Origin of the sequence: Pseudomonas orientalis, assembly GCF_022807995.1 — a bacterium.
In the GTDB taxonomy this organism is placed as follows: domain Bacteria; phylum Pseudomonadota; class Gammaproteobacteria; order Pseudomonadales; family Pseudomonadaceae; genus Aquipseudomonas; species Aquipseudomonas orientalis_B.
Genome location: NZ_CP094351.1, coordinates 4,722,970 through 4,748,968, shown reverse-complemented (window position 1 = coordinate 4,748,968; position 25,999 = coordinate 4,722,970). Strand labels below are relative to the sequence as shown.

Genomic DNA, 25,999 nt, shown 5'->3' with positions numbered 1-25,999 from the left:
CCGGTGCCGCTGTTCGTCCCCGCCCCACCCTGCTATGATTCGCGCGCCCTTTTTACGGGTAATCCTGACTAAAGTACTAGGTCTTATAGTTGACTTAAATACTCGGGAATCGCATACTTGCTCCCATTCTGAAACACCTTGGTACTTGTCCATGAGACTGACTACAAAAGGCCGATACGCGGTGACTGCCATGCTCGACCTGGCCTTGCACGCGCAAACTGGGCCGGTGTCCCTGGCCGATATCTCCGAGCGCCAAGGCATTTCCCTGTCGTACCTGGAGCAGCTGTTCGCCAAATTGCGCCGCAGCAACCTGGTTTCCAGCGTGAGAGGCCCAGGTGGCGGCTATCAACTGTCCCGCGACATGCAGGGCATCCAGGTAGCCCAGGTGATCGATGCGGTCAACGAATCCGTCGATGCGACCAAATGCCACGGCCTGGGTGACTGCCATGCCGGCGACACCTGCCTGACGCACCACTTGTGGTGTGACTTGAGCCTGCAGATCCATGAGTTTTTGAGTGGTATCAGCTTGGCTGATCTTGTGACTCGCCGTGAGGTGCAAGAAGTAGCCCAGCGTCAGGACCAGCGCCGTTGCAACACCAAGGCGCCGCGTCTGGACAAGATCGAAGCGTCCGCCGTCGAGTGACAGCCGCAGAGCTAACGGCGCGCCAGCCAGCCTGATTTAGGAGAAAGTCCATGAAATTGCCGATTTACCTTGATTACTCAGCGACCACCCCGGTTGATCCGCGTGTCGCGCAAAAGATGAGCGAATGCCTGCTGGTTGACGGAAACTTCGGCAACCCGGCCTCCCGTTCCCACGTATTCGGCTGGAAAGCCGAGGAAGCGGTCGAGAACGCACGTCGCCAGGTCGCCGACCTGGTGGGCGCCGACCCGCGGGAAATCGTCTGGACCTCCGGTGCCACCGAGTCCGACAACCTGGCGATCAAGGGCGCGGCGCATTTCTACGCGACCAAGGGCAAGCACCTGATCACCACCAAGATTGAGCACAAGGCTGTCCTCGACACCATGCGCCAACTGGAGCGTGAGGGTTTTGAGGTCACCTACCTCGAGCCGACCACCGACGGTATCGTCACGCCGGCCATGATCGAAGCCGCGCTGCGTGAAGACACCATCCTGGTTTCCGTGATCCACGTGAACAACGAAATCGGCACCATCAACGACATCGAAGCGATTGGCGAACTGACCCGCTCCAAGGGCATTCTGCTGCACGTCGACGCCGCTCAGTCCACCGGCAAGGTCGAGATCGATCTGTCCAAGCTGAAAGTCGACCTGATGTCGTTCTCTGCCCACAAGACCTACGGCCCTAAAGGCATCGGCGCCCTCTACGTAAGCCGCAAGCCGCGCGTACGTATCGAAGCCGCCATGCACGGCGGCGGTCACGAGCGCGGCATGCGTTCGGGCACCCTGGCAACCCACCAGATCGTCGGCATGGGCGAAGCCTTCCGTGTAGCCAAGGAAGACATGGCTGCCGAAAACGTGCGCATCAAGGCTTTGAGCGATCGCTTCTACAAGCAGGTCGAAAACCTTGAAGAGCTGTACATCAACGGCAGCATGACCGCCCGCGTACCGCACAACCTGAATTTGAGCTTCAACTACGTCGAAGGCGAGTCGCTGATCATGGCGCTCAAGGACCTGGCGGTTTCGTCCGGTTCGGCCTGCACCTCGGCCTCCCTTGAGCCTTCGTACGTACTGCGCGCCCTGGGCCGCAACGACGAACTGGCGCACAGCTCGATCCGCTTTACGTTCGGCCGCTTCACCACCGAAGAACAAGTCGACTACGCCGCGCAGAAAGTCTGCGAAGCCGTCAACAAGCTGCGTGTCCTGTCGCCGCTGTGGGACATGTACAAAGACGGCGTCGACATTTCCAAGATCGAGTGGGCGGCACACTAACTATAGAAGCCGCCACCCCAGCTCTGTAGCAACGTGGCGGAAAACGCAGACGTTTCTACAGGGTTCCAGAGCGGCCCTGATGAGTGAGGATTCAGTACCATGGCTTACAGCGAAAAGGTCATCGACCACTACGAAAACCCGCGCAACGTCGGCAAGATGAACGCGGAAGACCCTGATGTCGGCACCGGCATGGTTGGCGCTCCGGCGTGCGGCGATGTGATGCGCCTGCAGATCAAGGTCAACGACGCTGGCGTTATCGAAGACGCCAAGTTCAAGACCTACGGCTGCGGTTCGGCCATCGCCTCCAGCTCCCTGGCGACCGAATGGATGAAAGGCAAGACCCTGGATGAGGCTGTCACCATCAGCAACACCCAGCTGGCCGAAGAACTGGCCCTGCCGCCGGTGAAAATCCACTGCTCGGTACTCGCGGAAGACGCCATCAAGGCGGCCGTTCGCGACTACAAGCAGAAGAAAGGCTTGATCTAAGTATTTGGCGACGAGTAAGGAGTCAACGATGGCTATCAGCATGACAGAAGCGGCAGCGCAGCACATTCGCCGCTCCCTGAATGGGCGCGGTAAAGGTGAGGGGATTCGTCTGGGTGTTCGCACCACGGGCTGTTCCGGCCTTGCCTACGTGCTGGAGTTTGTCGACGAGGTGGTTGAAGAGGATCAGGTATTCGAAAGTCACGGCGAGAAAGTGATCATCGACCCGAAGAGCCTGACCTACCTGGACGGCACCGAACTCGATTTCGTCAAGGAAGGGTTGAACGAAGGCTTCAAGTTCAACAACCCCAACGTACGCGGTGAATGTGGCTGCGGCGAAAGCTTCAACATCTGAGGCTATTTGTGGGTACTCCTTGTCATTTCGCTTTATTCGAGCTGCAGCCGAGCTTTCGCCTGGACCTCGACCAGCTTGCCACGCGCTATCGAGAATTGGCGCGTGGCGTGCATCCGGACCGCTTCGCTGACGCTTCCGAGCGTGAGCAACGCCTGGCGCTGGAGCAATCGGCCAGCCTCAACGAAGCCTATCAGACGCTCAAAAGCCCCCCGAAACGCGCGCGTTATTTGCTGGCGATGAAGGGCGGTGAGTTGCCGATGGAAGTCACCGTGCATGACCCGGACTTCCTGATGCAGCAGATGCAGTGGCGCGAAGAACTCGAAGACTTGCAGGACCAGGCCGATGTGGCCGGCGTCGCGGTCTTCAAGCGTCGTCTGAAAGCGGCCCAGGAAGAGCTCAACGAAAGCTTCGCAGCCTGTTGGGATGACGCAGCGCAACGCGAGCAGGCCGAACGCCTGATGCGGCGCATGCAGTTTCTCGACAAGCTCACCTACGAAGTGCGCCAGCTAGAAGAGCGCCTCGACGATTAACCCAGTGTGCTGCCCGTGATGCACGCCTGATAGACAGATAAGACCTGATTACCATGGCTCTACTGCAAATCGCCGAACCCGGCCAAAGCCCTCAACCGCACCAGCGTCGCCTGGCGGTCGGGATTGATCTGGGCACCACCAATTCCCTGGTTGCTGCCGTCCGCAGCGGCCTGTCCGAGCCGCTGCCCGACGCCAACGGCCAGGTGATCCTGCCGTCCGCCGTGCGCTATCACGCCGACCGTATCGAAGTCGGCGAGTCGGCCAAGCTGGCAGCGTCCTCCGACCCCCTCAATACCGTGCTGTCGGTCAAGCGCTTGATGGGTCGTGGCTTGTCCGACGTCAAGCAGTTGGGCGACCAACTGCCGTACCGCTTTGTCGGCGGTGAATCCCATATGCCGTTCATCGACACCGTCCAGGGCCCGAAAAGCCCGGTGGAAGTGTCGGCCGATATCCTCAAGGTGCTGCGCCAGCGCGCGGAAACCACCTTGGGCGGCGAACTGGTCGGCGCGGTGATCACGGTTCCGGCGTATTTCGATGACGCGCAGCGCCAAGCCACCAAGGATGCGGCGAAACTCGCCGGCCTGAACGTGCTGCGCCTGCTCAACGAGCCGACCGCGGCTGCGGTGGCTTACGGTCTGGACCAGCATGCCGAAGGCCTGGTCGCCATTTACGACCTGGGCGGTGGCACCTTTGATATTTCGATCCTGCGCCTGACCGGCGGCGTCTTCGAAGTGCTGGCCACCGGTGGCGACAGCGCCCTGGGTGGTGATGACTTTGACCATGCCATTGCGAGCTGGATCATCAGCAGCGCCGGCTTGTCCGCCGACCTGGACCCGGGCGCGCAGCGCAACCTGCTGCAAACTGCCTGCGCCGCCAAGGAAGCACTGACGGACGCCGCTACTGTAGAAGTTTCCTACGGTAGCTGGTCGGCCCAGTTGACGCGCGAAGCCTTCGATGCGTTGATCGAACCCATGGTCGCCCGCAGCCTGAAAGCCTGCCGCCGCGCCGTGCGTGATTCCGGTATCGAGCTCGAAGACGTCGGTGCCGTAGTGATGGTTGGCGGCTCCACCCGCGTTCCGCGTGTGCGTGACGCCGTCGCCGAAGCCTTTGGCCGCCAGCCGTTGACTGAAATCGACCCGGACCAGGTCGTCGCCATTGGCGCGGCCATCCAGGCCGATACCCTGGCCGGCAACAAGCGCGATGGCGGCGAACTGCTGCTGCTCGATGTGATTCCGTTGTCCCTGGGCCTGGAAACCATGGGTGGTCTGATGGAGAAGGTGATTCCGCGCAACACCACCATTCCCGTCGCCCGCGCCCAGGACTTCACCACCTACAAAGATGGCCAGACGGCCATGATGATTCATGTGCTGCAAGGCGAGCGCGAGCTGATCAGCGACTGCCGCTCCCTGGCGCGCTTCGAACTGCGCGGTATCCCGGCGATGGTAGCCGGCGCGGCGAAAATTCGCGTCACCTTCCAGGTCGACGCCGACGGCCTGCTCAGCGTCGCCGCACGCGAGCTGGCCTCCGGCGTCGAAGCCAGCATCCAGGTCAAGCCGTCCTATGGCCTCACCGACGGCGAAATCGCCAAGATGCTCAAGGACTCGTTCCAATACGCCGGCGATGACAAGGTCGCCCGCGTGCTGCGTGAGCAGCAGGTGGATGCCCAGCGCCTGCTCGAAGCGGTGCAGGGCGCCCTTGAGGCTGACGGCGAGCGTTTGCTGGATGCCGAAGAGCGCATGGTCATCGACCTGCAGATGCAGGAACTGGCCGAATTGATGAAAGGCACCGATGGCTATGCCATCGAGCAGCAGACCAAGCGTCTGTCGCAAGTGACCGATGCCTTTGCCGCCCGTCGTATGGACCAGTCGGTAAAAGCCGCCCTGGCGGGACGCAACCTGAATGAACTTGAGGATTAACTGATGCCGCAGATCATTTTTCTGCCACACGCCGAGCATTGCCCGGACGGTATGGTCGTGGAGGCTGAGACCGGCAAGTCCATCCTGGAAGTGGCCCACGACAACCACATTGAAATCGAAAGTGCCTGCGGCGGTGTGTGCGCTTGCACCACCTGCCACTGCATCATCCGCGAGGGCTTCAACAGCCTGGAAGAGGCTGATGAGCTGGAAGAAGACTTCCTTGACCGCGCCTGGGGCCTGGAAGCGACTTCGCGTCTAAGCTGTCAGGCAAAGGTTGGCACTGAAGACATCACCGTCGAAATTCCGAAATATTCGCTCAACCATGCAGCCGAAGCGCCGCATTGATTCAAGGAACTGTCATGAGCCTGAAATGGGTTGATGTACAAGAAATCGCTATACAACTTGCTGAAGCTCATCCTGAGGTCAATCCTCTTACGGTGAACTTCGTCAAGCTGCGCAACCTCGTAATGGAACTGCCGGATTTTGACGACATCCCGGATCGGGGTGGCGAAAAGGTCCTGGAGGCGATTCAAGGCCTGTGGATCGAAGAAGCAGACTGAGCCGCCTTGTTACGCAGTTAGGCAATACCTGATAACCCGCGTATAATTCGCGGGTTTAATTTTTCGTAAATTACCGTTTCTGGAGTTACACCATGGCTGTTCAACGTACTTTCTCCATCATCAAGCCTGACGCTGTTGCAAAAAACGTCATCGGCGAGATCACCACTCGTTTCGAAAAAGCCGGCCTGAAGGTTGTAGCTTCGAAACTCAAGCAACTGTCCAAGGCTGAAGCTGAAGGCTTCTACGCTGAGCACAGCGCTCGTGGTTTCTTCGGCGACCTGGTTGCCTTCATGATCTCCGGTCCTGTTGTTGTTCAGGTGCTGGAAGGCGAGAACGCTATCGCTCTGAACCGCGAACTGATGGGCGCTACCAACCCTAAAGAAGCGGCTGCCGGCACCATCCGCGCTGACTTCGCTGAATCCATCGACGCCAACGCTGTACACGGTTCGGACTCCGAAGCCGCTGCTGCCCGCGAAATCTCGTACTTTTTCGCTGCTACTGAAGTAACCGCTCGCTAAGCAACGGCTTAAAGAGTGAGGGTGAATCCATGACGACATCGACTGTTAAAACCAACCTGCTGGGGCTGACTCAGCCGGAAATGGAGAAATTCTTCGACTCAATCGGGGAGAAGCGCTTCCGTGCCGGTCAGGTAATGAAATGGATTCACCACTTTGGCGTCGACGATTTCGACGCCATGACGAACGTCAGCAAGGCCCTGCGCGACAAGCTCAAGGCCATTGCCGAGGTGCGTGGTCCCGAAGTGGTCAGCGAGGACATCTCCAGCGACGGCACCCGTAAGTGGGTGGTGCGCGTGGCGTCCGGCAGCTGCGTCGAGACCGTTTACATTCCCCAGGGCAAGCGCGGCACTTTGTGCGTTTCGTCCCAGGCAGGCTGTGCCCTGGACTGCAGTTTCTGCTCCACCGGCAAGCAAGGCTTCAATAGCAACCTCACCGCCGCCGAAGTGATCGGCCAGGTGTGGATTGCCAACAAATCCTTTGGCAGCGTCCCGGCGACCGTCGACCGTGCCATCACCAACGTGGTGATGATGGGCATGGGTGAGCCGCTGCTGAACTTCGACAACGTCATTGCGGCCATGCACCTGATGATGGACGACCTGGGCTACGGCATTTCCAAGCGCCGTGTCACCCTGTCGACCTCCGGCGTGGTACCGATGATCGATGAGCTGGCCAAGCACATCGACGTCTCCCTGGCCTTGTCGCTGCACGCACCCAATGACGCATTGCGTAACCAATTGGTGCCGATCAACAAGAAGTATCCGCTTAAGATGCTGCTCGAATCCTGCCAGCGTTATATGGCGACCTTGGGCGAAAAGCGTGTCTTGACCATTGAGTACACCATGCTCAAGGACGTCAACGACAAGGTCGAGCACGCGGTCGAGATGATCGAGTTGCTCAAGAACACCCCGTGCAAGATCAACCTGATTCCGTTCAACCCGTTTCCGCATTCTGGCTACGAGCGGCCGAGCAACAACGCCATTCGCCGTTTCCAGGATCAACTGCACCAGGCCGGCTACAACGTCACCGTGCGCACCACACGTGGTGAAGACATCGACGCCGCCTGTGGCCAATTGGTAGGGCAGGTGATGGACCGCACCCGCCGCAGCGAGCGTTATATCGCCGGGCGCGAACTGAACGCCGCCGACGATTTGCCGCTGATTGCTGTAAATCGAATCTGAGAGAGGATCTCTATGCCCTTGCGCCTTGCGCTGCTTTTGCTTGTTACCGGTCTTGCGGCCGGTTGTGTTTCATCGGGTCATGACAGCCCTTTGCAAACCGACAAGGGTCGTGAAGCGGCGCGAGTGGCGTATGTGCAGCTTGGGCTGGGCTATCTGCAACAAGGCATGAGCGAGCAGGCCAAGGTGCCATTGAAGAAGGCCCTTGAGCTGGACGCCGACGACGCCGACGCCAATGCCGCGCTGGCGCTGGTCTTCCAGGCTCAGGCCGAGCCCGAGTTGGCCGATCGGTATTTCACCACGGCGCTGGCTTCCCGTCCTGGCGACGCTCGGTTGCTGAACAATTACGGCAGTTTCCTGTTCGAGCAGAAGCGTTATGAACAGGCAGCTGGTTATTTTCGTCAGGCCAGCACCGATACCCTTTATCCCGAGCGTTCGCGCATCTTCGAGAACCTCGGGGTGACGTCGATACACCTGGGTCAGCGCGAGCTTGCGCGCCAGCAATTGGAAAAAGCCCTGCACCTGAACGCTCGCCAACCACGCGCTTTGCTTGAAATGGCTGAGTTGTCTTACGAAGACAGGCATTATGTGCCGGCACGCGACTATTACGAGCGTTTCAGCCTGCTCAGCGGGCACAATGCACGTAGTCTGTTGCTCGGTGCGCGCCTGGCGACCGTTCATGAAGAACGCGATACGGCCGCACGTTTTGGCCAGCAACTCGAACGACTCTATCCCGGTACACCGGAATATCAGCAATACCTGTCGGAGCAATGATGAAAGCCGCGCACCCGGAAGTTGTAGCAGCTAATCGCGTCAACCCAGGCGAGACCTTGCGTGAGGCCCGCGAAAGCAATGGCTGGTCGCTGGCGCAAGTGGCTCTCAAGCTCAATTTGACCACTACCTCCCTGGCCAACCTGGAAGCTGGCGCGTTCGACAAGCTACCTGGGCACACCTTTGCCCGCGGCTATATCCGCGCTTATGCCAAGTTGCTGGGGATCGACCAGACCGTACTGGTCCAGCAATTCGACCAGTTCACCGGCACCGACTCCCAAGGCAGTAATGTGCATGGGCTGGGGCGTATTGAAGAACCAACCCGGGTGTCCCACACGATCTTGCGCATTGTCAGCCTGTTGCTGCTGATTGCCGTGATTGGTGGCGGCTTCGTCTGGTGGCAGGACCAGACTTCCCAACGCAATAAAGACCTGACCAGCAACGCCCTGGAGCACGTCGAAGTCGAAAGCGCCGACGGCACCACCCAGATTCATCCGCTGGATGAGCCGGAAGACCAGGCCGTCGTCGAAGGGCAGGCCGCGCCGCAAGCGCCTGCCACCGCCGAACAGCCGGCTCCGCAAGCCGACAGCGCACCTGCAGCGACTGCAACCGTACCTGCGCCGGCTCCAGCAGCGCCTGTGGCCCAGGCTCCCGCAGCCGCCGCGCCGGCCCAGGCTCCAGCGCCTGCGGCACCGGCTGCGCCAGCCATATCGCCGCCCACCACACCCGCTTTGATCGCCGGTGACGGGCGCGTACAGATCACCTTCGTCGCTGATTGCTGGACGCAAGTCACCGATGGTAATGGCAAAGTGCTGTTTAGCGGTCTGAAGCGTAAGGGAGATACGCTTGATCAGGGCGGCAAACCTCCTTTGACGCTGCGTCTGGGCTATGCCCGTGGCGCGCAAGTGGCCTACAACGGCCAGCCTGTGGACGTGGCGCCGTTCACCAGTGGCGAGACAGCTCGCCTCAAGTTGGGACAATAGTCATGCACGGCGAATCTCCAATCAAACGTCGCGTATCGCGCAAGATCTGGGTCGGCTCGGTGCCGGTGGGCGGCGATGCCCCCATCGCGGTGCAGAGCATGACCAACAGCGACACCAATGACGTGGCCGCCACCGTCGCCCAGATCAATCGTCTGGAAGCGGCCGGCGTGGACATCGTGCGGGTATCCGTACCAGACATGGACGCAGCCGAAGCGTTTGGCCGTATCAAGCAATTGGTCAAGGTGCCGCTGGTTGCCGACATCCACTTCGACTACAAAATTGCACTGCGCGTCGCCGAACTGGGTGTGGACTGTCTGCGGATCAACCCCGGCAACATCGGCCGTGAAGACCGTGTGCGCGCCGTGGTCGATGCGGCCCGTGATCGCGGTATTCCGATCCGCATCGGGGTCAACGCCGGTTCGCTGGAAAAAGACCTGCAAAAGAAATACGGCGAGCCCACCCCGGCGGCGCTGGTCGAGTCGGCATTGCGCCACGTTGAACACCTGGAGCGTCTGAATTTCCAGGACTTCAAGGTGAGCGTCAAGGCTTCCGACGTGTTCATGGCCGTGGAAGCCTACCGCCTGCTGGCCAAGGAAATCGTGCAGCCGCTGCACCTGGGTATCACGGAAGCCGGCGGTTTACGCTCAGGCACAGTGAAATCTGCGGTGGGTCTCGGTATGCTGCTCGCCGAAGGGATTGGCGATACCATCCGTATCTCCCTGGCGGCAGACCCCGTAGAGGAAGTGAAGGTCGGCTACGACATTCTCAAATCCCTGCGTTTGCGTTCCCGTGGCATCAACTTCATTGCCTGCCCGAGCTGCTCGCGGCAGAACTTTGACGTGGTGAAAACCATGAACGATCTGGAGTTGCGTCTCGAAGACCTGCTGGTGCCGCTGGATGTCGCGGTGATCGGTTGCGTGGTCAACGGGCCGGGTGAGGCCAAGGAGGCGCATGTGGGCCTGACCGGCGGTACGCCGAACCTGATCTACATCGACGGCAAGCCGGCGCAGAAGTTAACGAATGACAATCTGGTGGATCAGCTCGAAAAACTGATCCGCCAGAAAGCGGCCGAGAAGGTCGCCGCTGATGCAGCGCTGATCGCTCGCGGCTGATTGAACGAATTTAAGGATTTGATGTGAGCAAGTCTCTGCAAGCCATTCGTGGCATGAACGACATCCTCCCGGAGCAGACGCCGCTGTGGCGCTATTTCGAGAGCACCGTCGCGCGCCTGCTGGATAACTACGGTTACAAGCAGATCCGCGTGCCGATCGTCGAGTTCACCGAGCTGTTCAAGCGCTCCATCGGTGAAGTGACCGACATCGTCGAAAAAGAGATGTACACCTTTGAAGACCGTAACGGCGACTCCCTGACCCTGCGGCCGGAAGGCACCGCCGCGTGCGTTCGCGCTGTGCTGGAGCATGGCATCACCGGTGGCGGCCAGACCCAGAAACTGTGGTACATCGGCCCGATGTTCCGCCACGAGCGCCCGCAGAAAGGCCGTTATCGCCAATTCCACCAGATCGGTTGCGAAGTCTTCAACCTGGACGGTCCGGACATCGACGCCGAGCTGATCGTCCTGACCTGGCGCCTGTGGGGCGAGTTGGGCATCCGCGATGCGGTCAAGCTCGAACTCAACAGCCTGGGCACGAGTGAGTCCCGCGGTCGCTATCGCGAAGCCCTGGTCGAGTACCTGTCGGCCCACCTGGACAGGCTGGACGAAGACAGCCAGCGCCGCCTGAAGACCAACCCGTTGCGCGTGCTTGATACCAAGAACGCCGACACCCAGGCCGTACTGGTCGACGCGCCGAAAATGGCTGATTACCTGGACGACGAATCGCGCACGCACTTCGAGGGCCTCAAGGCTCGCCTGGATGCGGCCGGTATTCCCTACGTGATCAACCCCAAGCTGGTGCGCGGCCTCGACTACTACAGCAAGACCGTGTTCGAGTGGGTTACCGACAAACTCGGTGCCCAGGGCACCGTGTGTGCGGGCGGTCGTTACGACGGCCTGGTCGAGCAAATGGGTGGCAAGCCGACCACGGGCGTAGGTTTCGCCATGGGCATCGAGCGGCTGATCCTGTTGCTCGAGACCCTTGAGCAAGTGCCACAAGAGATTTCCCGCCAGGTGGACGTGTATCTTTGCGCTTTTGGCGAGGCCGCCGAACTGGCTGCCCTGGCCCTGAGCGAAAAGGTGCGTGACCAACTGCCGAACCTGCGTCTGCAAGTCAATGCCGGCGCGGGCAGCTTCAAGAGCCAGTTCAAGAAGGCTGACAAGAGCGGCGCGCTGTATGCGCTGATCCTCGGCGATGACGAGTTGGCCCAGCAAGTGATAGGTTTCAAACCCCTGCGTGGCCAGGGCGAACAACAGAACATTGCCTTTGATGCGCTCGCTGCGCACCTGGCCACCTGCGTCGTGCAGGGTTGAAGCTGTCGAACAGCCGAATTTAGCGATTAAGGAGTATTGGGGTGTCGAGTACTGATGATGAGCAACTGGCCGAGTTCAAGGACTGGTGGCAGCGTAACGGCAAGCCCCTGGTTACCGGCGGTCTGCTGGCTTTAGTGGTGGTGTTCGGCTGGCAAGCCTGGACCAAGTATCAGGCCAACCAGTCCCAGGGCGCTTCGATCGTTTACCAGCAATTGCTGGAAACCACCCTGACCCCGGACGGCAAGCCGGATCCTGCACGCGTGGCAGACCTGGCCGGCAAGCTGAAGAACGAATTTGGCGGTACGACCTACGCCCAGTACGGTAGTCTGTTCGTCGCGAAAGTCGCGGTCGACACCGGCAAGCTGGATGATGCAGCCACTGAGCTCAAGGCTATCGCCGACAAACCGACCAACCCGACTCTGGGTGAAATCGCACGTCAACGCCTGGCACAGGTATTGGCGGCACAGAACAAGGCTGACGAAGCACTCAAACTGCTCGACGGCGATGCTGACAAGGCATTTGTAGCCACTCGCGAAGAGCTCAAGGGCGACCTGTTGGTCCAATTGGGTCGTACCGACGAAGCCAATGCTGCGTACCAAAAAGCCAAGGCGGCGCTGTCTGATGAAGCGGCGGTCGGTGGCTTACAAATCAAGCTGGACGACCTGGCCAAAGGGGATGCGTGACGTGATCCGTTGGAAACATGCAGCATTGCTGGCTCTGGCCGTTCTGGCCGCGGGTTGCAGCAGCAACAGTAAAAAAGAACTGCCACCTGCGGAGCTGACCAGCTTCAAGGAAGAGGTGGTCCTGCAAAAGCAGTGGAGCCGCTCCATCGGTGACGGTCAGGGCGAAACCTACAACATGCTGGTACCGGCAATCGACGGTGACAACATTGTGGCCGCCGACGTGACCGGTATCGTGACTTCCCTGGATCGCATGACCGGCGATGTGAAGTGGAAGAAAGACCTTGAACTGCCTGTCTCCGGCGCCGTTGGCGTGGGTTACGGCATGGTCATGCTCGGCACGCTCAAAGGCGAAGTCGTGGCGCTGGACTCCGGCACCGGTGAAGAGAAATGGCGCGCCCGCGTGACCAGTGAGGTGCTCGCACCGCCTGCCACCAATGGCGATATCGTCGTGGTGCAGACTCAGGATGACCGTGTGATCGGCCTTGACGCCAGCACCGGCGAACAGCGCTGGTTGTACGACAGCACCCCGGCGGTGCTGACCCTGCGCGGTACCAGTGGTCCGATTGTGACCAACAATCTGGCCGTTGCCGGGCTGTCCACCGGTAAAGTGGTCGCCCTGAATACCCAGAACGGCGTGCCGGCCTGGGAAACCCGTGTGGCTATCCCGCAAGGTCGTTCCGAATTGGATCGCGTGGTGGATATCGACGGCGGCTTGTTGCTGTCCGGCGAGACCCTCTACGTCGCCACCTATCAGGGCCGCGTCGCGGCACTGGACCTGCAGAGCGGCCGGGTCAACTGGCAGCGTGATGCGTCCAGCTACGCCGGTGTCGCCCAAGGGTTTGGCAGCGTCTACGTAAGCCTGGCGTCCGGCACCGTTGAAAGTGTCGACGAGCGTTCCACCACTGCGCTGTGGAGCAACGACTCCCTGGCCCGTCGCCAGCTGTCGGCGCCGGAAGTCTTTTCCAGCTACGTAGCGGTCGGTGACTTCGAAGGCTACCTGCACCTGCTGAGCCAGGTGGACGGTCGCTTCGTGGGTCGCGAGCGGATCGACAGCGACGGCCTGCGTGCGCGTCCGCTGGTGGTGGGTAACATGCTGTATGTGTATGGCAACAGCGGCAAGCTGGAAGCGCTGACCATCAAGTAAGAATCATGCTTGGGGTAACCCCCAGGCGGCCCTGCCTCAATGCTGTTTGTAGGAGCGAGCTTGCTCGCGATGGACGTCAACGCTAACGCGGGTTTTCTGGATAAACGCGGCGTCCTCTGGTTTTTCGCGAGCAAGCTCGCTCCTACCGTATTCAGTGTCGAGCAGGGCATGTGGCATTCAAATGCCGCCCCGAGCACCAGCCGCTGCCCTGCAGCGGCTTTTGTATTTTCTGAAATAACGAAGTGGAGAGCCGCATGGTTCCCGTAATCGCCCTGGTGGGCCGACCTAACGTCGGCAAGTCCACCTTGTTCAACCGCCTGACCAGGACTCGCGACGCCATCGTCGGCGACTTGTCCGGTCTGACCCGTGATCGCCAATACGGTGAGGCAAAGTGGCAAGGGCGCTCCTACATTATTGTCGACACCGGTGGTATCTCCGGTGACGAACATGGCATGGACGAAAAAATGGCCGAGCAGTCGCTGCTGGCCATTGAAGAAGCCGATGTCGTGTTGTTCCTGGTGGACGCCCGCGCGGGCTACACCGCTGCCGACCAGATGATTGGCGAGCACCTGCGCAAGCGCAACAAGCGTTCCTATCTGGTCGCGAACAAGATCGATAACATCGATCCTGAGGCGGCTCGTGCCGAATTCAGCCCGATGGGCCTGGGCGACGCGATCCCGGTTGCCGGCGCCCACGGTCGCGGCATCACGCAGATGCTGGAGATTGCCCTCAGCACCTTTCCCAAGGATGACGATGAGGAAGAAGAGGGTGAGGAGGAGATCGTCGCCGAAGGCGAGGAAGCCAAGCGCATTCCTGGCCCGAGCGAAAAAGACGGTATCAAGATCGCCATCATCGGCCGCCCTAACGTCGGCAAGTCGACCCTGGTCAACCGCATGCTCGGTGAAGACCGGGTAATCGTCTATGACGAACCCGGCACTACCCGCGACAGCATCTACATCCCGTTCGAACGCAACGAGGAAAAGTACACGCTGATCGACACCGCCGGTGTGCGCAAGCGCGGCAAGATCCACGAAGAAGTTGAAAAATTCTCCGTGGTCAAAACCCTGCAAGCGATCAAAGACGCCAACGTGGTGATCTTCGTGATGGACGCCCGCGAAGGCGTGGTGGACCACGACCTGAACCTGCTGGGCTTCGCCCTGGAAGCTGGTCGTGCCCTGGTGATCGCAATCAACAAGTGGGACGGCATGACGCCGAGCGAGCGCGATTTCGTCAAGATCGAACTGCAGCGGCGCCTGTTCTTCGTTGAGTTTGCCGATATCCACTTTATCTCGGCGCTGCACGGCACCGGCGTGGGCAACCTCTACGCCTCGGTACAGAACTCGTTCAAGTCCGCAGTCACGCGCTGGCCGACCAACCGCCTCACCCAGATCCTGGAAGACGCGGTAGGCGAGCACGCGCCGCCGATGGTCAACAACCGTCGTATCAAGCTGCGTTACGCCCACCTGGGTGGTGCCAACCCGCCGATTATCGTGATCCACGGTAACCAGATCGAGAAGGTCCCCAAGTCCTACGTGCGTTACCTGGAAAATACTTACCGCCGTGTCTTGAAACTGGTCGGTACGCCGATCCGTATCGAGTTCAAGGGTGGCGAGAACCCGTACGAAGGCAACAAGAACACGCTGACCGACCGTCAGGTGAACAAGAAGCGTCGTTTGATGACTCACCACAAGAAGGCCGACAAGAAGCGCCGCGACAAGAAATAACGGCAGCTTCAAGTTGTAAGCTACAAGCTGCAAGAGAGGGCGCCTTTGGCGCCCTTTTTTGTGCGCGGCGGTTTGCCCCTTGACCCGCTTGCAGCTTGCAGCTTAAAACTTGCAGCTCACCCGAAGGGGGCTCCCATGATCACCAGCAAGCTGCCGAATGTCGGCACGACCATTTTCACCAGCATGTCGCAGTTGGCGGCCGAAACCGGCGCAATCAACCTGTCCCAGGGTTTCCCCGACTTCAATGGCCCTCAAGACCTGCTCGATGCCGTAAGCCGGCACGTCGCCAACGGTCATAACCAGTACGCACCGATGAGCGGCTTGCCCGCGCTGCGCCAGCAGGTAGCGGCAAAGATCGCCCGCAGCTACGGTGTCAGCGTCGATGCGGATCTTGAGGTGACCATTACGCCCGGCGCCACCCAAGGCATTTTCTGCGCGATCCAGGCGGTTATCCGCACCGGCGACGAAGTGATCATCTTCGACCCTTGCTATGACAGCTACGCACCCTCGGTGGAGCTGGCCGGCGGGCGCTGCGTGCATCTGCAGTTGGGCTTGCAGGATTTCAGCCTGGATCTGGAGCGCATCAAGGACGCGCTGTCGCCGCGCACGCGCATGATTGTGCTCAATACCCCGCACAACCCCAGTGGCGCGCTGGTCAGCCGTGAGGAATTGGACCAGTTGGCCGAGCTGATTCGCGGCCGCGATATCTATCTGCTCAGCGATGAAGTGTACGAACACCTGGTGTTCGATGATGTGCCCCATGTCAGCGTGCTGGCCCATGAAGAGCTGTATTCGCGTGCGTTCGTAGTCAGCTCGTTCGGCAAGACGTATCACGTCACGGGCTGGAAAACCGGCTATGTGGTGGCACCGCCGGCCCTCACCGCCGAGCTGCGCAAGGTGCATCAATACGTCAGTTTCTGTGGCGTCACGCCGTTGCAATACGCGCTGGCCGATTTCATGGCCGGGCACCCGCAGCATGTGGACGCGCTGCCGGCGTTCTACCAAGCCAAGCGCGACCTGTTCTGTCAGTTGCTGGCGCCGTCGCGGTTCAGCTTCAGCCCATCGGCGGGGACTTACTTCCAACTGGTGGATTATTCCCGGATCCGCCCGGATCTGGATGATGTCGCCATGTCCGAATGGATGACGCGCGAACACGGCGTGGCATCCATTCCGATCTCGGTGTTTTACCGCAACCCACCCCAAGGCCAGCGCCTGGTGCGCCTGTGCTTTGCCAAACGCGAGGAGACGCTGCAACAAGCGGCGGAGAAACTATGCGTGATTTGAGTGCCTTGCCGAACCTGAACATCGCCCTGATCCAGACCACCCTGGCGTGGCACGACCGCCAGGCCAATCTCGAGCATTTCGAGCTGCTGCTGGAACAGGCCAACGGCGCCGACCTGATCGTATTGCCGGAGATGTTCACCACCGGGTTCTCCATGGAATCGGCCGCCCTGGCCGAACAGGAAAACGGCCCGACTCAGCGCTGGCTTCAAGCCCAGGCGGCGAAATACAACGCCGTGATCACCGGCAGTGTGATCATCCAGGCGGCGGACGGCAGCCACCGTAACCGCCTGCTCTGGGCGCGCCCCGACGGTGAAGTGCTGTATTACGATAAACGCCACCTGTTCCGCATGGCCGGCGAGCACGATCACTACACGCCCGGCGAGCGCCAGGTGCAGTTCGAGTTGAAAGGCTGGCGTATCCGCCCGCTGATTTGCTACGACCTGCGCTTCCCGGTGTGGAGTCGCGATGCCCAGGACACCGACTTGCTGTTGTACACCGCCAATTGGCCGGGTGCGCGGCGTCAGCACTGGAACCGTTTGTTGCCGGCACGGGCGATTGAAAATCTGTGCTATGTGGCAGCGGTAAATCGGGTGGGGACTGACGGCAAGGGCTTTGCCTACACCGGCGATAGCCAGGTGTTGGATTTCCAGGGTGAGACATTGCTGAGCGCGGGGGAGGCGGATGGGGTATTCCAGGTGGTTCTGGATGCAGCGGAGTTGGCGGCGTATCGCACCAAGTTCCCGGCGAACCTGGATGCCGATAGTTTTCAGTTTGTCTGACACGCCGCCATCGGGGGCAAGCCCCCTCCCACTTTTTTGACTTGTGAATACCTTCAAATGTGGGAGGGGGCTTGCCCCCGATGAGGCCATCAGCACCACCACCCTAACCCAAAGTAAAAAGGCCCCTGGATTCTCACCCAGGGGCCTTTTGCAGTCGCGCCGATTAGTTTACGCCGCCTTCGCTTCCTGCTGGCTCAACGAACGGTTCAGCGCACTGAACAGCGCCTTGAAGCTCGCGGTGGTGATGTTTTCATCAATACCCACGCCATGCACCGGACGCTCGCCATTCACGCGCAGTTCGATGTACGCCGCCGCTTTGGCGTTGGTGCCCGCGCCAATCGCATGTTCGTTGTAGTCCATGATCTCCACGCCAATCGGCAAGCCCGCCACCAGCGCTTCCAGCGCGCCGTTGCCTTTGCCCTTCCAGTGCAGGTTGGTTTCGCCCTGGCCCTTGCCGGAGACTTCCACTTCCACATAGCTGTTGCCGTTTTCTTCCTGCAGGCGATGGCTGACCAGTGCATACGGGGTGTTGGCCTGCAGGTACTCACGTTGCAGCAAGGCGTAGATCTGCGGTGCGGTCATCTCAAGGCCCACGCGGTCGGTTTCAGCCTGGACCACCTGGCTGAATTCGATCTGCATGCGACGTGGCAAGCTGATGTCGTATTCCTGTTCCAGCAGGTAGGCGATGCCGCCCTTGCCCGACTGGCTGTTCACCCGGATCACCGCCTCGTAGCTGCGGCCGATATCGGCCGGGTCGATCGGCAAGTACGGCACTTCCCACAGCGCATCGTCTTTCTGCTGGGAGAAGCCTTTGCGGATCGCGTCCTGGTGGGAGCCGGAGAACGCGGTGTGCACCAGATCGCCGACGTACGGATGACGCGGGTGAACCTGGATCTGGTTGCACTCTTCGACGACTTTGCGCACGCCGTCGATGTCGGAGAAGTCCAGTTGTGGGTCCAGGCCCTGGGTGTACATGTTCAGCGCCACGGTGACCAAATCGACGTTACCGGTGCGCTCGCCGTTGCCGAACAGGCAGCCTTCGACACGGTCGGCGCCAGCCATCAGGCCCAGCTCGGTAGCGGCCACGCCGGTGCCACGGTCGTTGTGGGTGTGCAGGCTGATGATCACGCTGTCACGGCGGTTGATATGGCGACCGAACCATTCGATCTGGTCGGCATAGATGTTCGGCGTGGCGCATTCCACGGTGGCCGGCAGATTGAGGATCATCTTGTGCTCGGGCGTCGGGTTCCACACCTCGATCACCGCGTCACAGACTTCCTTGGCGAACTCAAGCTCCGTGGCGCTGAACGTCTCCGGGGAATACTCGAAGGTCCACTGGGTCTGCGGCTGCTGCGCGGCGTATTTGACGAACAGCTTGGCGGCATTGACGGCGATGGCCTTGATGCCGTCCTTGTCCTGGTTGAACACGATGCGGCGGAACGACGGCGACGTTGCATTGTACAAATGCACGATGGCCTTCTTGGCGCCGCGCAGGGATTCGAAAGTGCGTGCGATCAAGTCTTCACGGCCCTGGGTCAGCACCTGGATGGTGGTGTCCTCGGGGATGTGATTGTCTTCGATCAGGGTGCGCACAAAATCGAAATCGGTTTGCGATGCAGCCGGGAACGAGGCTTCGATTTCCTTCACACCGACGGCGACCAGGGTCTTCCAGAAGCGCAGCTTTTTCGCGGCGTCCATCGGTTCGATCAGCGACTGGTTGCCATCACGCAGGTCGGAGCTGCACCAGATTGGCGCCTGGGTGATGGTTTTCGACGGCCAGGTGCGGTCCGGGATATCGATGGTCGGGAACGCGCGGTACTTCGAAGACGGGTCTTTGAGCATGCTCATCGCAAAATCCTTTGTTGTAGGGCCGAGAAGAGGCGGCCTGCCGTAGAACTGTTGTTGGGGATAAAACTTGAGGACGAGGCAGATCGATTCAGCCTGGCAGTCGTGCGCTGACAAGGCACAGGCTGCGGTGCTGGCGGAGCTGAATGAGGGTGTGAAAGGTTTTCATAAGCTCAACCCTAACCGCGGGGCGGAAGGATGGCAAGCTGTGAAAAAAAATTGAGATAATTTCTATTTTATGGGTTTTTTTTGATGTTTTATTTTGGTTTTAGTGAAAATTTCTCTCATAAATTGCTCGTGGTTTCCTTATGGCGCAATCACTAGCCTCTCGATCTTTCGATCGAGAGGCCTGCTTCGTGGGAGGGCGTTATACGGTGAGCGCGTCAATGTTGTATTCGATATGAACATCTCCGATGGGTTCGGGGACGTCACCGTGCATCAGTTTCAGTGGAGGAAGCATATGGGGAGGTTGGCGGACGACGCTTGGACTGCCCTTAGGCGCAGGGGTGACGGATATACCGACACCACCGGTCAATTCAGCGACACCTGGGACATTATTAAAAGTATTCATATGGGCTTTCCCAACTAGAGCTACGAACTTTTCGCCGGGCGGGGTTCGTTTGATAATTTCTGCGCCATAGTAGTTAAGCTCTTGCAGGCGGTTTTGTTCCCATTGATCCGATCGCATATTCCTGAGGTTGCCGGCTCCATTATCCATATGCCAAGTCAGCTCCTGGTGTTCGAGACCCACAACTTTAATCCCGCGCTTATCTGCCTCGCTGATTATGTCGAGCATTGTCGGTCCGCCCGTATACGCAGCGTCGTAGGGATGTAACCCCAGGCTGGGCGCATCAGACGGTAGTAAGGCGGCGTCGCTGACTCTCGGAGAACCTTGAAAGAAAGGCGCACCCTCAAGATAAATAGTGGTTACCCCGTTTTTTGCGAAGTTATCCATCTGGTCGATCAGCAGTTGAAATGCTGCGGGCTCATTGTGAAGTTCGCCGACTACCAGTCCGCGTACATCGGGCTGGGACAAAATGTTCTGAATGGCCCCAGTCGGTGTGCTGTTGTTATTCAGCACGGGGATTGATGGGCGAGTTGGTATACCGTTTGCGCGTATGTGGTTGTAGTGGTTGATCATGTCGCGCCTGAACCAGCGCCGAATGTGTCCGGTAATGGCTGGATTCCCAGTAATGTCCTGGGCCGCTGCACCCGAAAGTACCCGGTCCATATAAGTGTCGGGCGGTGGTGAGGTTCTACCCCTTCTGCCTCGGCCACCCGGTAATTCATTCAACCGCCATTCACCGCTTCCAGCCGATTGCAGGGACGCCACGATTCTACTGCCTCGTGGCGCCGTGAGTGGGGCATTGGGGTCGATGATATTGACCTGCCCATTGCGCGCATGAAACACCGAATCAATCTGATAGACCCTGTTCGTGCCGGTACCGTCGGTGTATCGCACATACCAATTGTCACCTGCGTTATAGGTGCCGTCGGACCTCAGTGGTCGGCCGCTGATGACCTCATTAGGTACCGTGTAGGCGCTCAGGTCTCGGTTTGGCTGGGCGACGGTGGTCGAGGGGCGTGTGGCGGCGCTGGTCACGCCGCTGCTGGTGGATGTGACTGTTGGGGGGGCGCTGGTGGGCGCGGGCAAAGCTCTGGGGCCCGAGCGTGCCACAAGCGGGCCGGCTTGGCCTGTGGATTTGAATACCGGTCGCATGGGGGCCGCGCGAAGATTGGAGATGCCTGTGGCAGCAAGGCTGAAGTCACTGTAGATCGCGCGTGCCAAGCCAGGCTTTTTGATCAGGTGCGGCAAAATCTTGCTGTTGGCGCGTAGCGCCGTCACACCGGCTTTGCCCAGGCGAACACCAGTGGACACACCTTTGCCGACCACAGGGATGAGATCGGTGAAGATCAAGGCCACTTCAATGCCGAACTCGATTTTGTTGAGGGTGGATTGCTTCGCCACTTCCTCGCTGCTCACGGACTGATGATCAGCTCGGTCGAGCACCATCTGTACGTGTTGTTTGTACAGGTGTTCCTGAACATCACCTTCGATCGGCTTCAGGCTGGTCGCACCGCCCAATAGTTTGACCGATGAAGTGATCAGTTTGGCGGAGATCAGCTTCAAAGGGTCGTATGTTTTCTCCTTAAGGGCTTCCCTGAATTCAGTGATGTCATCTTTACTGATAGGCGACTTTCTTCTTGCGATATAGGACGCCCACCCGTCTTTAGCCAGAAGGGCGTCCAGGGCTTTATGGTTCGCCACTTCACGAAAGGTGATGCCGTCGGGAGCCTTGGGGGTATAAAGCACCAGCGACGAGTCCGTCTGGTTGCCGATCACCATCACACCTTGCACCGCCAACCCACGGTGGACAAGGCTGTTGGCTACAATGTTCTGTCCATCCACCTGGGGGCGCGTGGCGGGATTGGGGTGGTCCAATACCGCATCAACCCACTGCACCGCACGCTTGGTGCTGGTGTCTTCCTTGGCTTTTTCCGTGTAAGCGTCGGGGTTGAGTTCTGATAAAAGCGCCTCCTTGGCCATGGCATCTACCAGGTTGGCTTTCCAGGCTGTACGCAGTTGCGCGGCACTGCCAGTCTCGGTGTCAGTGGCCATCTCCTGTTTAAGCAGCTTGGTGTATTCACCGCCGACATCGGCGGCATTGACCAGCTTTTTCAGCGCGTCGGTGTCCAGGACCACCGGCTTGCCAGCCAGGTCCAGGACGGGCTTGCCTTGTGTGTCGAGCAACGGCAAGTTCATTTTTACATCGGTAAACGTGCCCCTTTCGATGCCTGGAAAACCACTGGGATTGTTCAGCGCCAGGTTGGTCAGCGAGACGGAGTCCTTTTTGTCATAAAGTGGCTGGCCCGTCCCACGCCCACCCTGGACGCCGGTGCGGGTGTGTCTCCGTACCTTTAATTGATCAGCATCGACCACTGCGTTCGGGTACTGCTTCTTGATGGCTGCATTCAGCCTGTCTCGGGAGAAGGCTCCCAGGGACGGGATTTTTGCGAGCAGCGGCGCCAGCGTGTCCAGGCTTTTCTCTTGCGCACGCTCCAAATGCAAAAACACCGCTTCTTGAATGGGGGTCAGGTTCTTCAACCACTCGGGCTGGTTTTTGTCTGTCAGTTTTGCATCCCTAGCCAGCATCGCATTGTTGCCATCGAGCAGATACGACCAGTCAGCCGCGTCATCGATGGCTTGAGAGGATGCACTGTCGAGCAAAGGGCTGGTGGTGTTGCCTGGCGCCAGTGCTTTGTCCAAACCTGCCTTGATCTCTGCTTGCTGGCGCCTGAGCATCCAAGGCACGGCTTCTGCCAACACATCCCCGGACGATGGCTCGACGCTGCGCATCAGGTCATCACCTGTAAAACCGTCAGCCCGGTTTTGCAGGGCCGGTGGCAGGGTTTGTAAGAGTAGCTCGGCCTGGATGCCGCCTTGATCGAGCCGGTTGGCCAATGCCTGGCGTGCCTGGGCGGGGGTCGCAAACTCTTCAAATCCTTCGCCGGGTGTGTACAGCACGACGGGGCCGTTGACATCGTTGAGTTCAAGGGTGCGCCCGTTCGGCCAGGTGGGCGGCGTGGCCTGTGAGCCGTCGTTTTTGGTGATGAGAAACGCCCCTGCCAGCATCGCGCCGCGTTCGGTTTTGTCATCGATCGTGATGGGGTACACGCCCGGGCGATCACCATTGGCGAACTTTTTCTCCCGGGCATCCAGGGTGGGGTATTGCAGTGCTTCGTCGATCAGTGTCTTGCTTTCGTTGCTCAGGGTTTGATCGCCGACACGCAGGGAGGCCAGGATCGACAATTGGCGTTTGTGCAGGTTCAGCAGCTGATTGAGCGGCGACTCGTGGGTGCGCAGGTCATCATGAACCGGACTGGGAGTATTCCAGTAGCGCTCAATTGCCTGTGGGTACTGCATGGCGATGCTGCGCGCGATGGCTTGCAAGGTGCTTGCGGTGGTGGCGGGAAATTCCAGGTCGTCCGGGCTTTTGCGATGATTGAATTGAGTGTGTATGTCGCGCTCAAGCGGTATCTCTTTAGTGGGGTCAGCCAGGATGGCTTGAATCATCCTGGCCAGGGCGGTCATCAGCGGTTCGGACGACTCCAGTGAGACCTCATTGCCGTTAATGCGATAACGACTGACGCTCATTGTCTCGACATCCAGAGGTCTGACGGCGGGGAATGCTTCTTCGAGTTGCGCCTGTATGAAGGCTTTGAAGCTGGGTTGTTGGTTGTGCAGACGTTGCATATCCTCCGTCAGGAGGGCGTGTTCAACGGTGTAGCCAAACTGTTTGCTGACGTTGAAATAGTTGGGGTAACGCAGGTTCGCGCTGGCTATAGCGGGCGAAGTGGGGACGGGGGGAGTGTCGGGGGCGTAGGTGGAGGCGGGAGCAAGCGCTTGTGTCGTACTAGCAGGCATGTGAGGAGGGGGGGATGGGGGAAGCGCAGAATCGATCAGGGTTTGTTGTTTGTATCGTGTTGCCAACGCTTGGGTCAGGGAGAACATAGAGTGAGTCTCACAAGTTTCTGATATCCACTGGTCAGGTCATGCTCATTACGCTCCGTGTAAGTTATGGAATGGGTGGGGGGAGGATGTCGGTTGGTTCCGGGTACAAACGTAAGAAAAGAGATATGCCCGGTGTGAGGGCATTGGAGGGGAATCAGGGCTGAAAAGCACCGATGAATATCGCCGGGTCTACGCGGGCATCGTTGAGGCTGACGTTCCAGTGCATATGCGGCCCGGTCGCACGGCCTGTTGAGCCGACCTTGCCCACCACCGCGCCGCGCACCAGTTGCTGGCCCACCTTCACGTCGATCTTGGACATATGGCAGAACATGCTGATAAAGCCCTGGCCGTGGTCAACGAACACCGTGTTGCCGTTGAAGAAGTAATTGCCCACCAGGATCACCTTGCCGTTCGCAGGCGTCTTGATCGGCGTACCTGCGGGCACGGCGAAGTCCAGGCCCGAATGCGGGTTGCGCTCTTCGCCGTTGAAGAAGCGCCGCACGCCAAACTTGCTCGACAGCGGCCCGCTCACCGGTTTATCCAGCACCAGGTTGCTTGGCAGGTTCGGGCTGAAACTGCGGTAAGCCTTGATCTGCACGGCCAGCTCATTTTCGATGCGCTTGAGTTGGGCCGGGTCGGGGTTGACCTGGCTTTTGTTTTTCAAGGTGATGCGCTGTTCCGGGTACTTCTTGTAGCCGACGATAAACGGCAGGTTGCGCCCACTGCTGCTAATGCGCTCGTTGCCAGGCTTGACCGTTAAAGGGATGCCGACAATCGCCAGCCAGTTGTCCTGCTCCTTGACCACCAGCACCGGCCTGCCCTGGTAGGTGGCTTTCGGCGCCGTGGCCGAAGGGCCTAGCTCGACGACGGCCACGCCGCCGGGCACCGGCTTGTTCAGGGTTCGCGTGATGTAGCTGTCGGCATGGGCGTTAAACATGAGGCACAACAGCATCAACAGGCTCAGTAGGCGTGGCATCGATCAGTCCAGTAATGAAAGGGTGACGGGTGTCAGGTGGTTGTCTTCCACCCGCACTTGCAATTGGCCTTCACCCAGACGCGCGGTGAGGCGCTGGCCGGTGTGGGTTTGAGCGGCATTGCGAATCGCCTGGCCGCGCTCGTCCAGCAGGATGCTGTAGCCACGGCCCAGGGTTGCCAGCGGGCTGACCACGTGCAGCGTCTGCACCTGGCTTTGCAGTTGCAGGCGTCGCGCCTTGAGGCCTTCGCGCATGGCGCGGGGCAGGCGTTCGGCGAGACTGTCCAGGCGCTGGCGCAGCAGGGCCAGTTGCCGGCCCGGATGTTGGCCGGCGAGGCGGGTTTCCAGGCGAATCAGGCGTTCGCGACGGGTATTGAGGCTGCGCTCGAACGCGCGGCGCAGGCGCATGTCCAGGTCGTCCAGGCGCTGGGCCTGCTGGCGCAGACGCTCACCCGGATGTCGCAGGCGCCGGGCCATGCCCTCCAGGCGCAGGCGATCGTGGCGCAGGCGGTTGTGCATCAACAGCACCAGGCGGCGATGCAGGTTCTCGACCTGGCGCACCAGGTGGCTGGCGTCAGGGGCCAGCAGTTCAGCGGCGGCGGACGGGGTAGGGGCGCGCACGTCCGCCACGAAGTCGCTGATCGACACATCGGTTTCATGGCCGACCGCGCTGACGATGGGCGTGACGCAGGCATCCACCGCCCGGGCCACGGCTTCTTCGTTGAAGCACCAGAGGTCTTCCAGGGAGCCGCCGCCACGGGCCAGGATCAGCGCGTCGAAGCCGCGGGCGTCGGCGAGTTTCAGTGCACGTACGATCTGCGCGATGGCCTCGCGGCCTTGCACAGCGGTGGGGATCAGCGTCAGTTCGATGTTCGGCGCGCGGCGGCGGAACACGCTGATGATGTCGCGAATCACCGCGCCGGTCGGCGAACTGATAATGCCGATGCGCCGAGGATGCGCCGGCAAGGGCACCTTGCGCTCGGCACTGAACAGGCCTTCGGCGCTGAGCTTTTCCTTCAAGGCATCGAAGGCCAGGCGCAGCGCGCCGTCACCCGCCGACTCCACGGTGTCGAGGATCAACTGGTAGTCGCCACGGCCCTCGAACAACGAGACCTTGCCGCGCACCTTCACCGCCAGGCCATCCTTTAACGCCTGGCGCACCCGCGCAGCGTTGTTGCGAAACAGCGCGCAACGCACTTGGGCGCCGCTGTCCTTGAGGGTGAAATACACGTGGCCGGAAGCCGGGCGGGCGAGGTTGGAGATCTCGCCTTCCACCCAGATATTGGTGAACACGTCTTCGAGCAACACCCGCGCGCGGCCGTTGAGCTGGCTGACAGTCAGGACTTCGCGGTCCAGGCCCAGTCGGGCAAAAGGATCTTTAATCATGGGCGGCAGTTTATAGGCATTCGTGGCAGGTTTGACAGAACTGC

General features: G+C 59.9%; 23 protein-coding genes and 1 pseudogene. 20 read left to right on the top strand and 4 right to left on the bottom strand.

The annotated features are described in order from the left end of the window. Positions 1-151: 151 nt before the first annotated feature. The 20 genes and pseudogenes from iscR (at position 152) to MRY17_RS21050 (ending at position 17,238) form a co-directional block, all read left to right on the top strand. Entirely contained in the window at positions 152-643 is a 492-nt protein-coding gene (iscR, locus tag MRY17_RS21145) for a Fe-S cluster assembly transcriptional regulator IscR (RefSeq protein ID WP_243352799.1), read from the top strand. Between the two features lie 50 nt (positions 644-693). Continuing rightward, the gene (locus tag MRY17_RS21140; RefSeq protein WP_181282327.1) at positions 694-1,908 is read left to right on the top strand and encodes an IscS subfamily cysteine desulfurase; all 1,215 of its coding nucleotides are present in this window, start codon (positions 694-696) and stop codon (positions 1,906-1,908) included. Positions 1,909-2,007: 99 nt separating this feature from the next. Continuing rightward, positions 2,008-2,394: a Fe-S cluster assembly scaffold IscU gene (gene iscU / locus MRY17_RS21135; RefSeq protein WP_003175965.1), complete on the top strand. Its 387-nt coding sequence runs from the start codon at positions 2,008-2,010 to the stop codon at positions 2,392-2,394. Between the two features lie 28 nt (positions 2,395-2,422). Then, on the top strand, positions 2,423-2,746 hold the full coding sequence (gene iscA, locus MRY17_RS21130; protein ID WP_003209680.1) for an iron-sulfur cluster assembly protein IscA: 324 nt from the start codon (positions 2,423-2,425) through the stop codon (positions 2,744-2,746). A gap of 8 nt (positions 2,747-2,754) precedes the next feature. Next, positions 2,755-3,276 carry a co-chaperone HscB gene (hscB, locus tag MRY17_RS21125; RefSeq protein ID WP_124359727.1) on the top strand — a complete coding sequence of 174 codons (522 nt, stop codon included), beginning with the start codon at positions 2,755-2,757 and terminating at the stop codon, positions 3,274-3,276. Positions 3,277-3,329: 53 nt separating this feature from the next. Next, positions 3,330-5,192 carry a Fe-S protein assembly chaperone HscA gene (gene hscA, locus MRY17_RS21120; protein WP_243352798.1) on the top strand — a complete coding sequence of 621 codons (1,863 nt, stop codon included), beginning with the start codon at positions 3,330-3,332 and terminating at the stop codon, positions 5,190-5,192. Positions 5,193-5,195: 3 nt separating this feature from the next. After that, a complete protein-coding gene (gene fdx / locus MRY17_RS21115; protein WP_057723961.1) occupies positions 5,196-5,537 on the top strand; it encodes an ISC system 2Fe-2S type ferredoxin in 342 nt (113 codons plus the stop codon). A gap of 14 nt (positions 5,538-5,551) precedes the next feature. Then, the gene (iscX, locus tag MRY17_RS21110) at positions 5,552-5,752 is read left to right on the top strand and encodes a Fe-S cluster assembly protein IscX (RefSeq protein WP_003238461.1); all 201 of its coding nucleotides are present in this window, start codon (positions 5,552-5,554) and stop codon (positions 5,750-5,752) included. 92 nt (positions 5,753-5,844) lie between these two features. Further along, complete coding sequence (gene ndk, locus MRY17_RS21105; protein ID WP_003175956.1) at positions 5,845-6,270, top strand: nucleoside-diphosphate kinase; 426 nt, start codon at positions 5,845-5,847, stop codon at positions 6,268-6,270. 29 nt (positions 6,271-6,299) lie between these two features. Next, complete coding sequence (gene rlmN / locus MRY17_RS21100) at positions 6,300-7,448, top strand: 23S rRNA (adenine(2503)-C(2))-methyltransferase RlmN (RefSeq protein WP_181282324.1); 1,149 nt, start codon at positions 6,300-6,302, stop codon at positions 7,446-7,448. A 12-nt stretch (positions 7,449-7,460) separates the two neighbouring features. Further along, complete coding sequence (pilW, locus tag MRY17_RS21095) at positions 7,461-8,219, top strand: type IV pilus biogenesis/stability protein PilW (RefSeq protein ID WP_243352797.1); 759 nt, start codon at positions 7,461-7,463, stop codon at positions 8,217-8,219. Continuing rightward, the gene (locus MRY17_RS21090; RefSeq protein WP_181282322.1) at positions 8,219-9,199 is read left to right on the top strand and encodes a RodZ domain-containing protein; all 981 of its coding nucleotides are present in this window, start codon (positions 8,219-8,221) and stop codon (positions 9,197-9,199) included. Before pilW ends, MRY17_RS21090 begins: the two co-directional genes overlap by 1 nt. 2 nt (positions 9,200-9,201) lie before the next feature. Continuing rightward, positions 9,202-10,311 (top strand): flavodoxin-dependent (E)-4-hydroxy-3-methylbut-2-enyl-diphosphate synthase, encoded by a 1,110-nt coding sequence (ispG, locus tag MRY17_RS21085; protein ID WP_057723957.1) that lies wholly within the window; start codon positions 9,202-9,204, stop codon positions 10,309-10,311. Positions 10,312-10,334: 23 nt separating this feature from the next. Next, positions 10,335-11,624, top strand: coding sequence for a histidine--tRNA ligase (gene hisS, locus MRY17_RS21080; RefSeq protein ID WP_243352796.1), 1,290 nt, complete (start codon positions 10,335-10,337; stop codon positions 11,622-11,624). 41 nt (positions 11,625-11,665) lie between these two features. Beyond that, positions 11,666-12,307 carry a YfgM family protein gene (locus tag MRY17_RS21075; RefSeq protein WP_065951255.1) on the top strand — a complete coding sequence of 214 codons (642 nt, stop codon included), beginning with the start codon at positions 11,666-11,668 and terminating at the stop codon, positions 12,305-12,307. Further along, positions 12,300-13,451, top strand: a complete 1,152-nt coding sequence (bamB, locus tag MRY17_RS21070) for an outer membrane protein assembly factor BamB (protein WP_057723954.1) — start codon at positions 12,300-12,302, stop codon at positions 13,449-13,451. The genes MRY17_RS21075 and bamB overlap by 8 nt, the downstream gene beginning before the upstream one ends. Before the next feature lie 39 nt (positions 13,452-13,490). Next, positions 13,491-13,622, top strand: a pseudogene (locus MRY17_RS21065) (outer membrane lipoprotein carrier protein LolA); the annotation flags it as partial. An 83-nt stretch (positions 13,623-13,705) separates the two neighbouring features. Further along, positions 13,706-15,175 (top strand): ribosome biogenesis GTPase Der, encoded by a 1,470-nt coding sequence (der, locus tag MRY17_RS21060; protein ID WP_057723953.1) that lies wholly within the window; start codon positions 13,706-13,708, stop codon positions 15,173-15,175. Between the two features lie 135 nt (positions 15,176-15,310). After that, entirely contained in the window at positions 15,311-16,459 is a 1,149-nt protein-coding gene (locus tag MRY17_RS21055) for a pyridoxal phosphate-dependent aminotransferase (protein WP_243352795.1), read from the top strand. Then, entirely contained in the window at positions 16,447-17,238 is a 792-nt protein-coding gene (locus MRY17_RS21050; protein ID WP_191952390.1) for an amidohydrolase, read from the top strand. Before MRY17_RS21055 ends, MRY17_RS21050 begins: the two co-directional genes overlap by 13 nt. 168 nt (positions 17,239-17,406) lie before the next feature. Here the strand turns inward: MRY17_RS21050 and leuA are convergent, their stop codons facing one another. The 4 genes from leuA to xseA all read right to left on the bottom strand — a co-directional run bounded on the left by leuA (position 17,407) and on the right by xseA (position 25,955). Further along, on the bottom strand, positions 17,407-19,086 hold the full coding sequence (gene leuA / locus MRY17_RS21045) for a 2-isopropylmalate synthase (protein WP_181282318.1): 1,680 nt from the start codon (positions 19,084-19,086) through the stop codon (positions 17,407-17,409). A gap of 364 nt (positions 19,087-19,450) precedes the next feature. Continuing rightward, a complete protein-coding gene (locus MRY17_RS21040; protein WP_191952389.1) occupies positions 19,451-23,596 on the bottom strand; it encodes a membrane-targeted effector domain-containing toxin in 4,146 nt (1,381 codons plus the stop codon). A gap of 154 nt (positions 23,597-23,750) precedes the next feature. Next, the gene (locus MRY17_RS21035; protein WP_181284032.1) at positions 23,751-24,572 is read right to left on the bottom strand and encodes a M23 family metallopeptidase; all 822 of its coding nucleotides are present in this window, start codon (positions 24,570-24,572) and stop codon (positions 23,751-23,753) included. Between the two features lie 3 nt (positions 24,573-24,575). Continuing rightward, the gene (xseA, locus tag MRY17_RS21030; protein WP_243352794.1) at positions 24,576-25,955 is read right to left on the bottom strand and encodes an exodeoxyribonuclease VII large subunit; all 1,380 of its coding nucleotides are present in this window, start codon (positions 25,953-25,955) and stop codon (positions 24,576-24,578) included. Positions 25,956-25,999 lie beyond the last annotated feature (44 nt).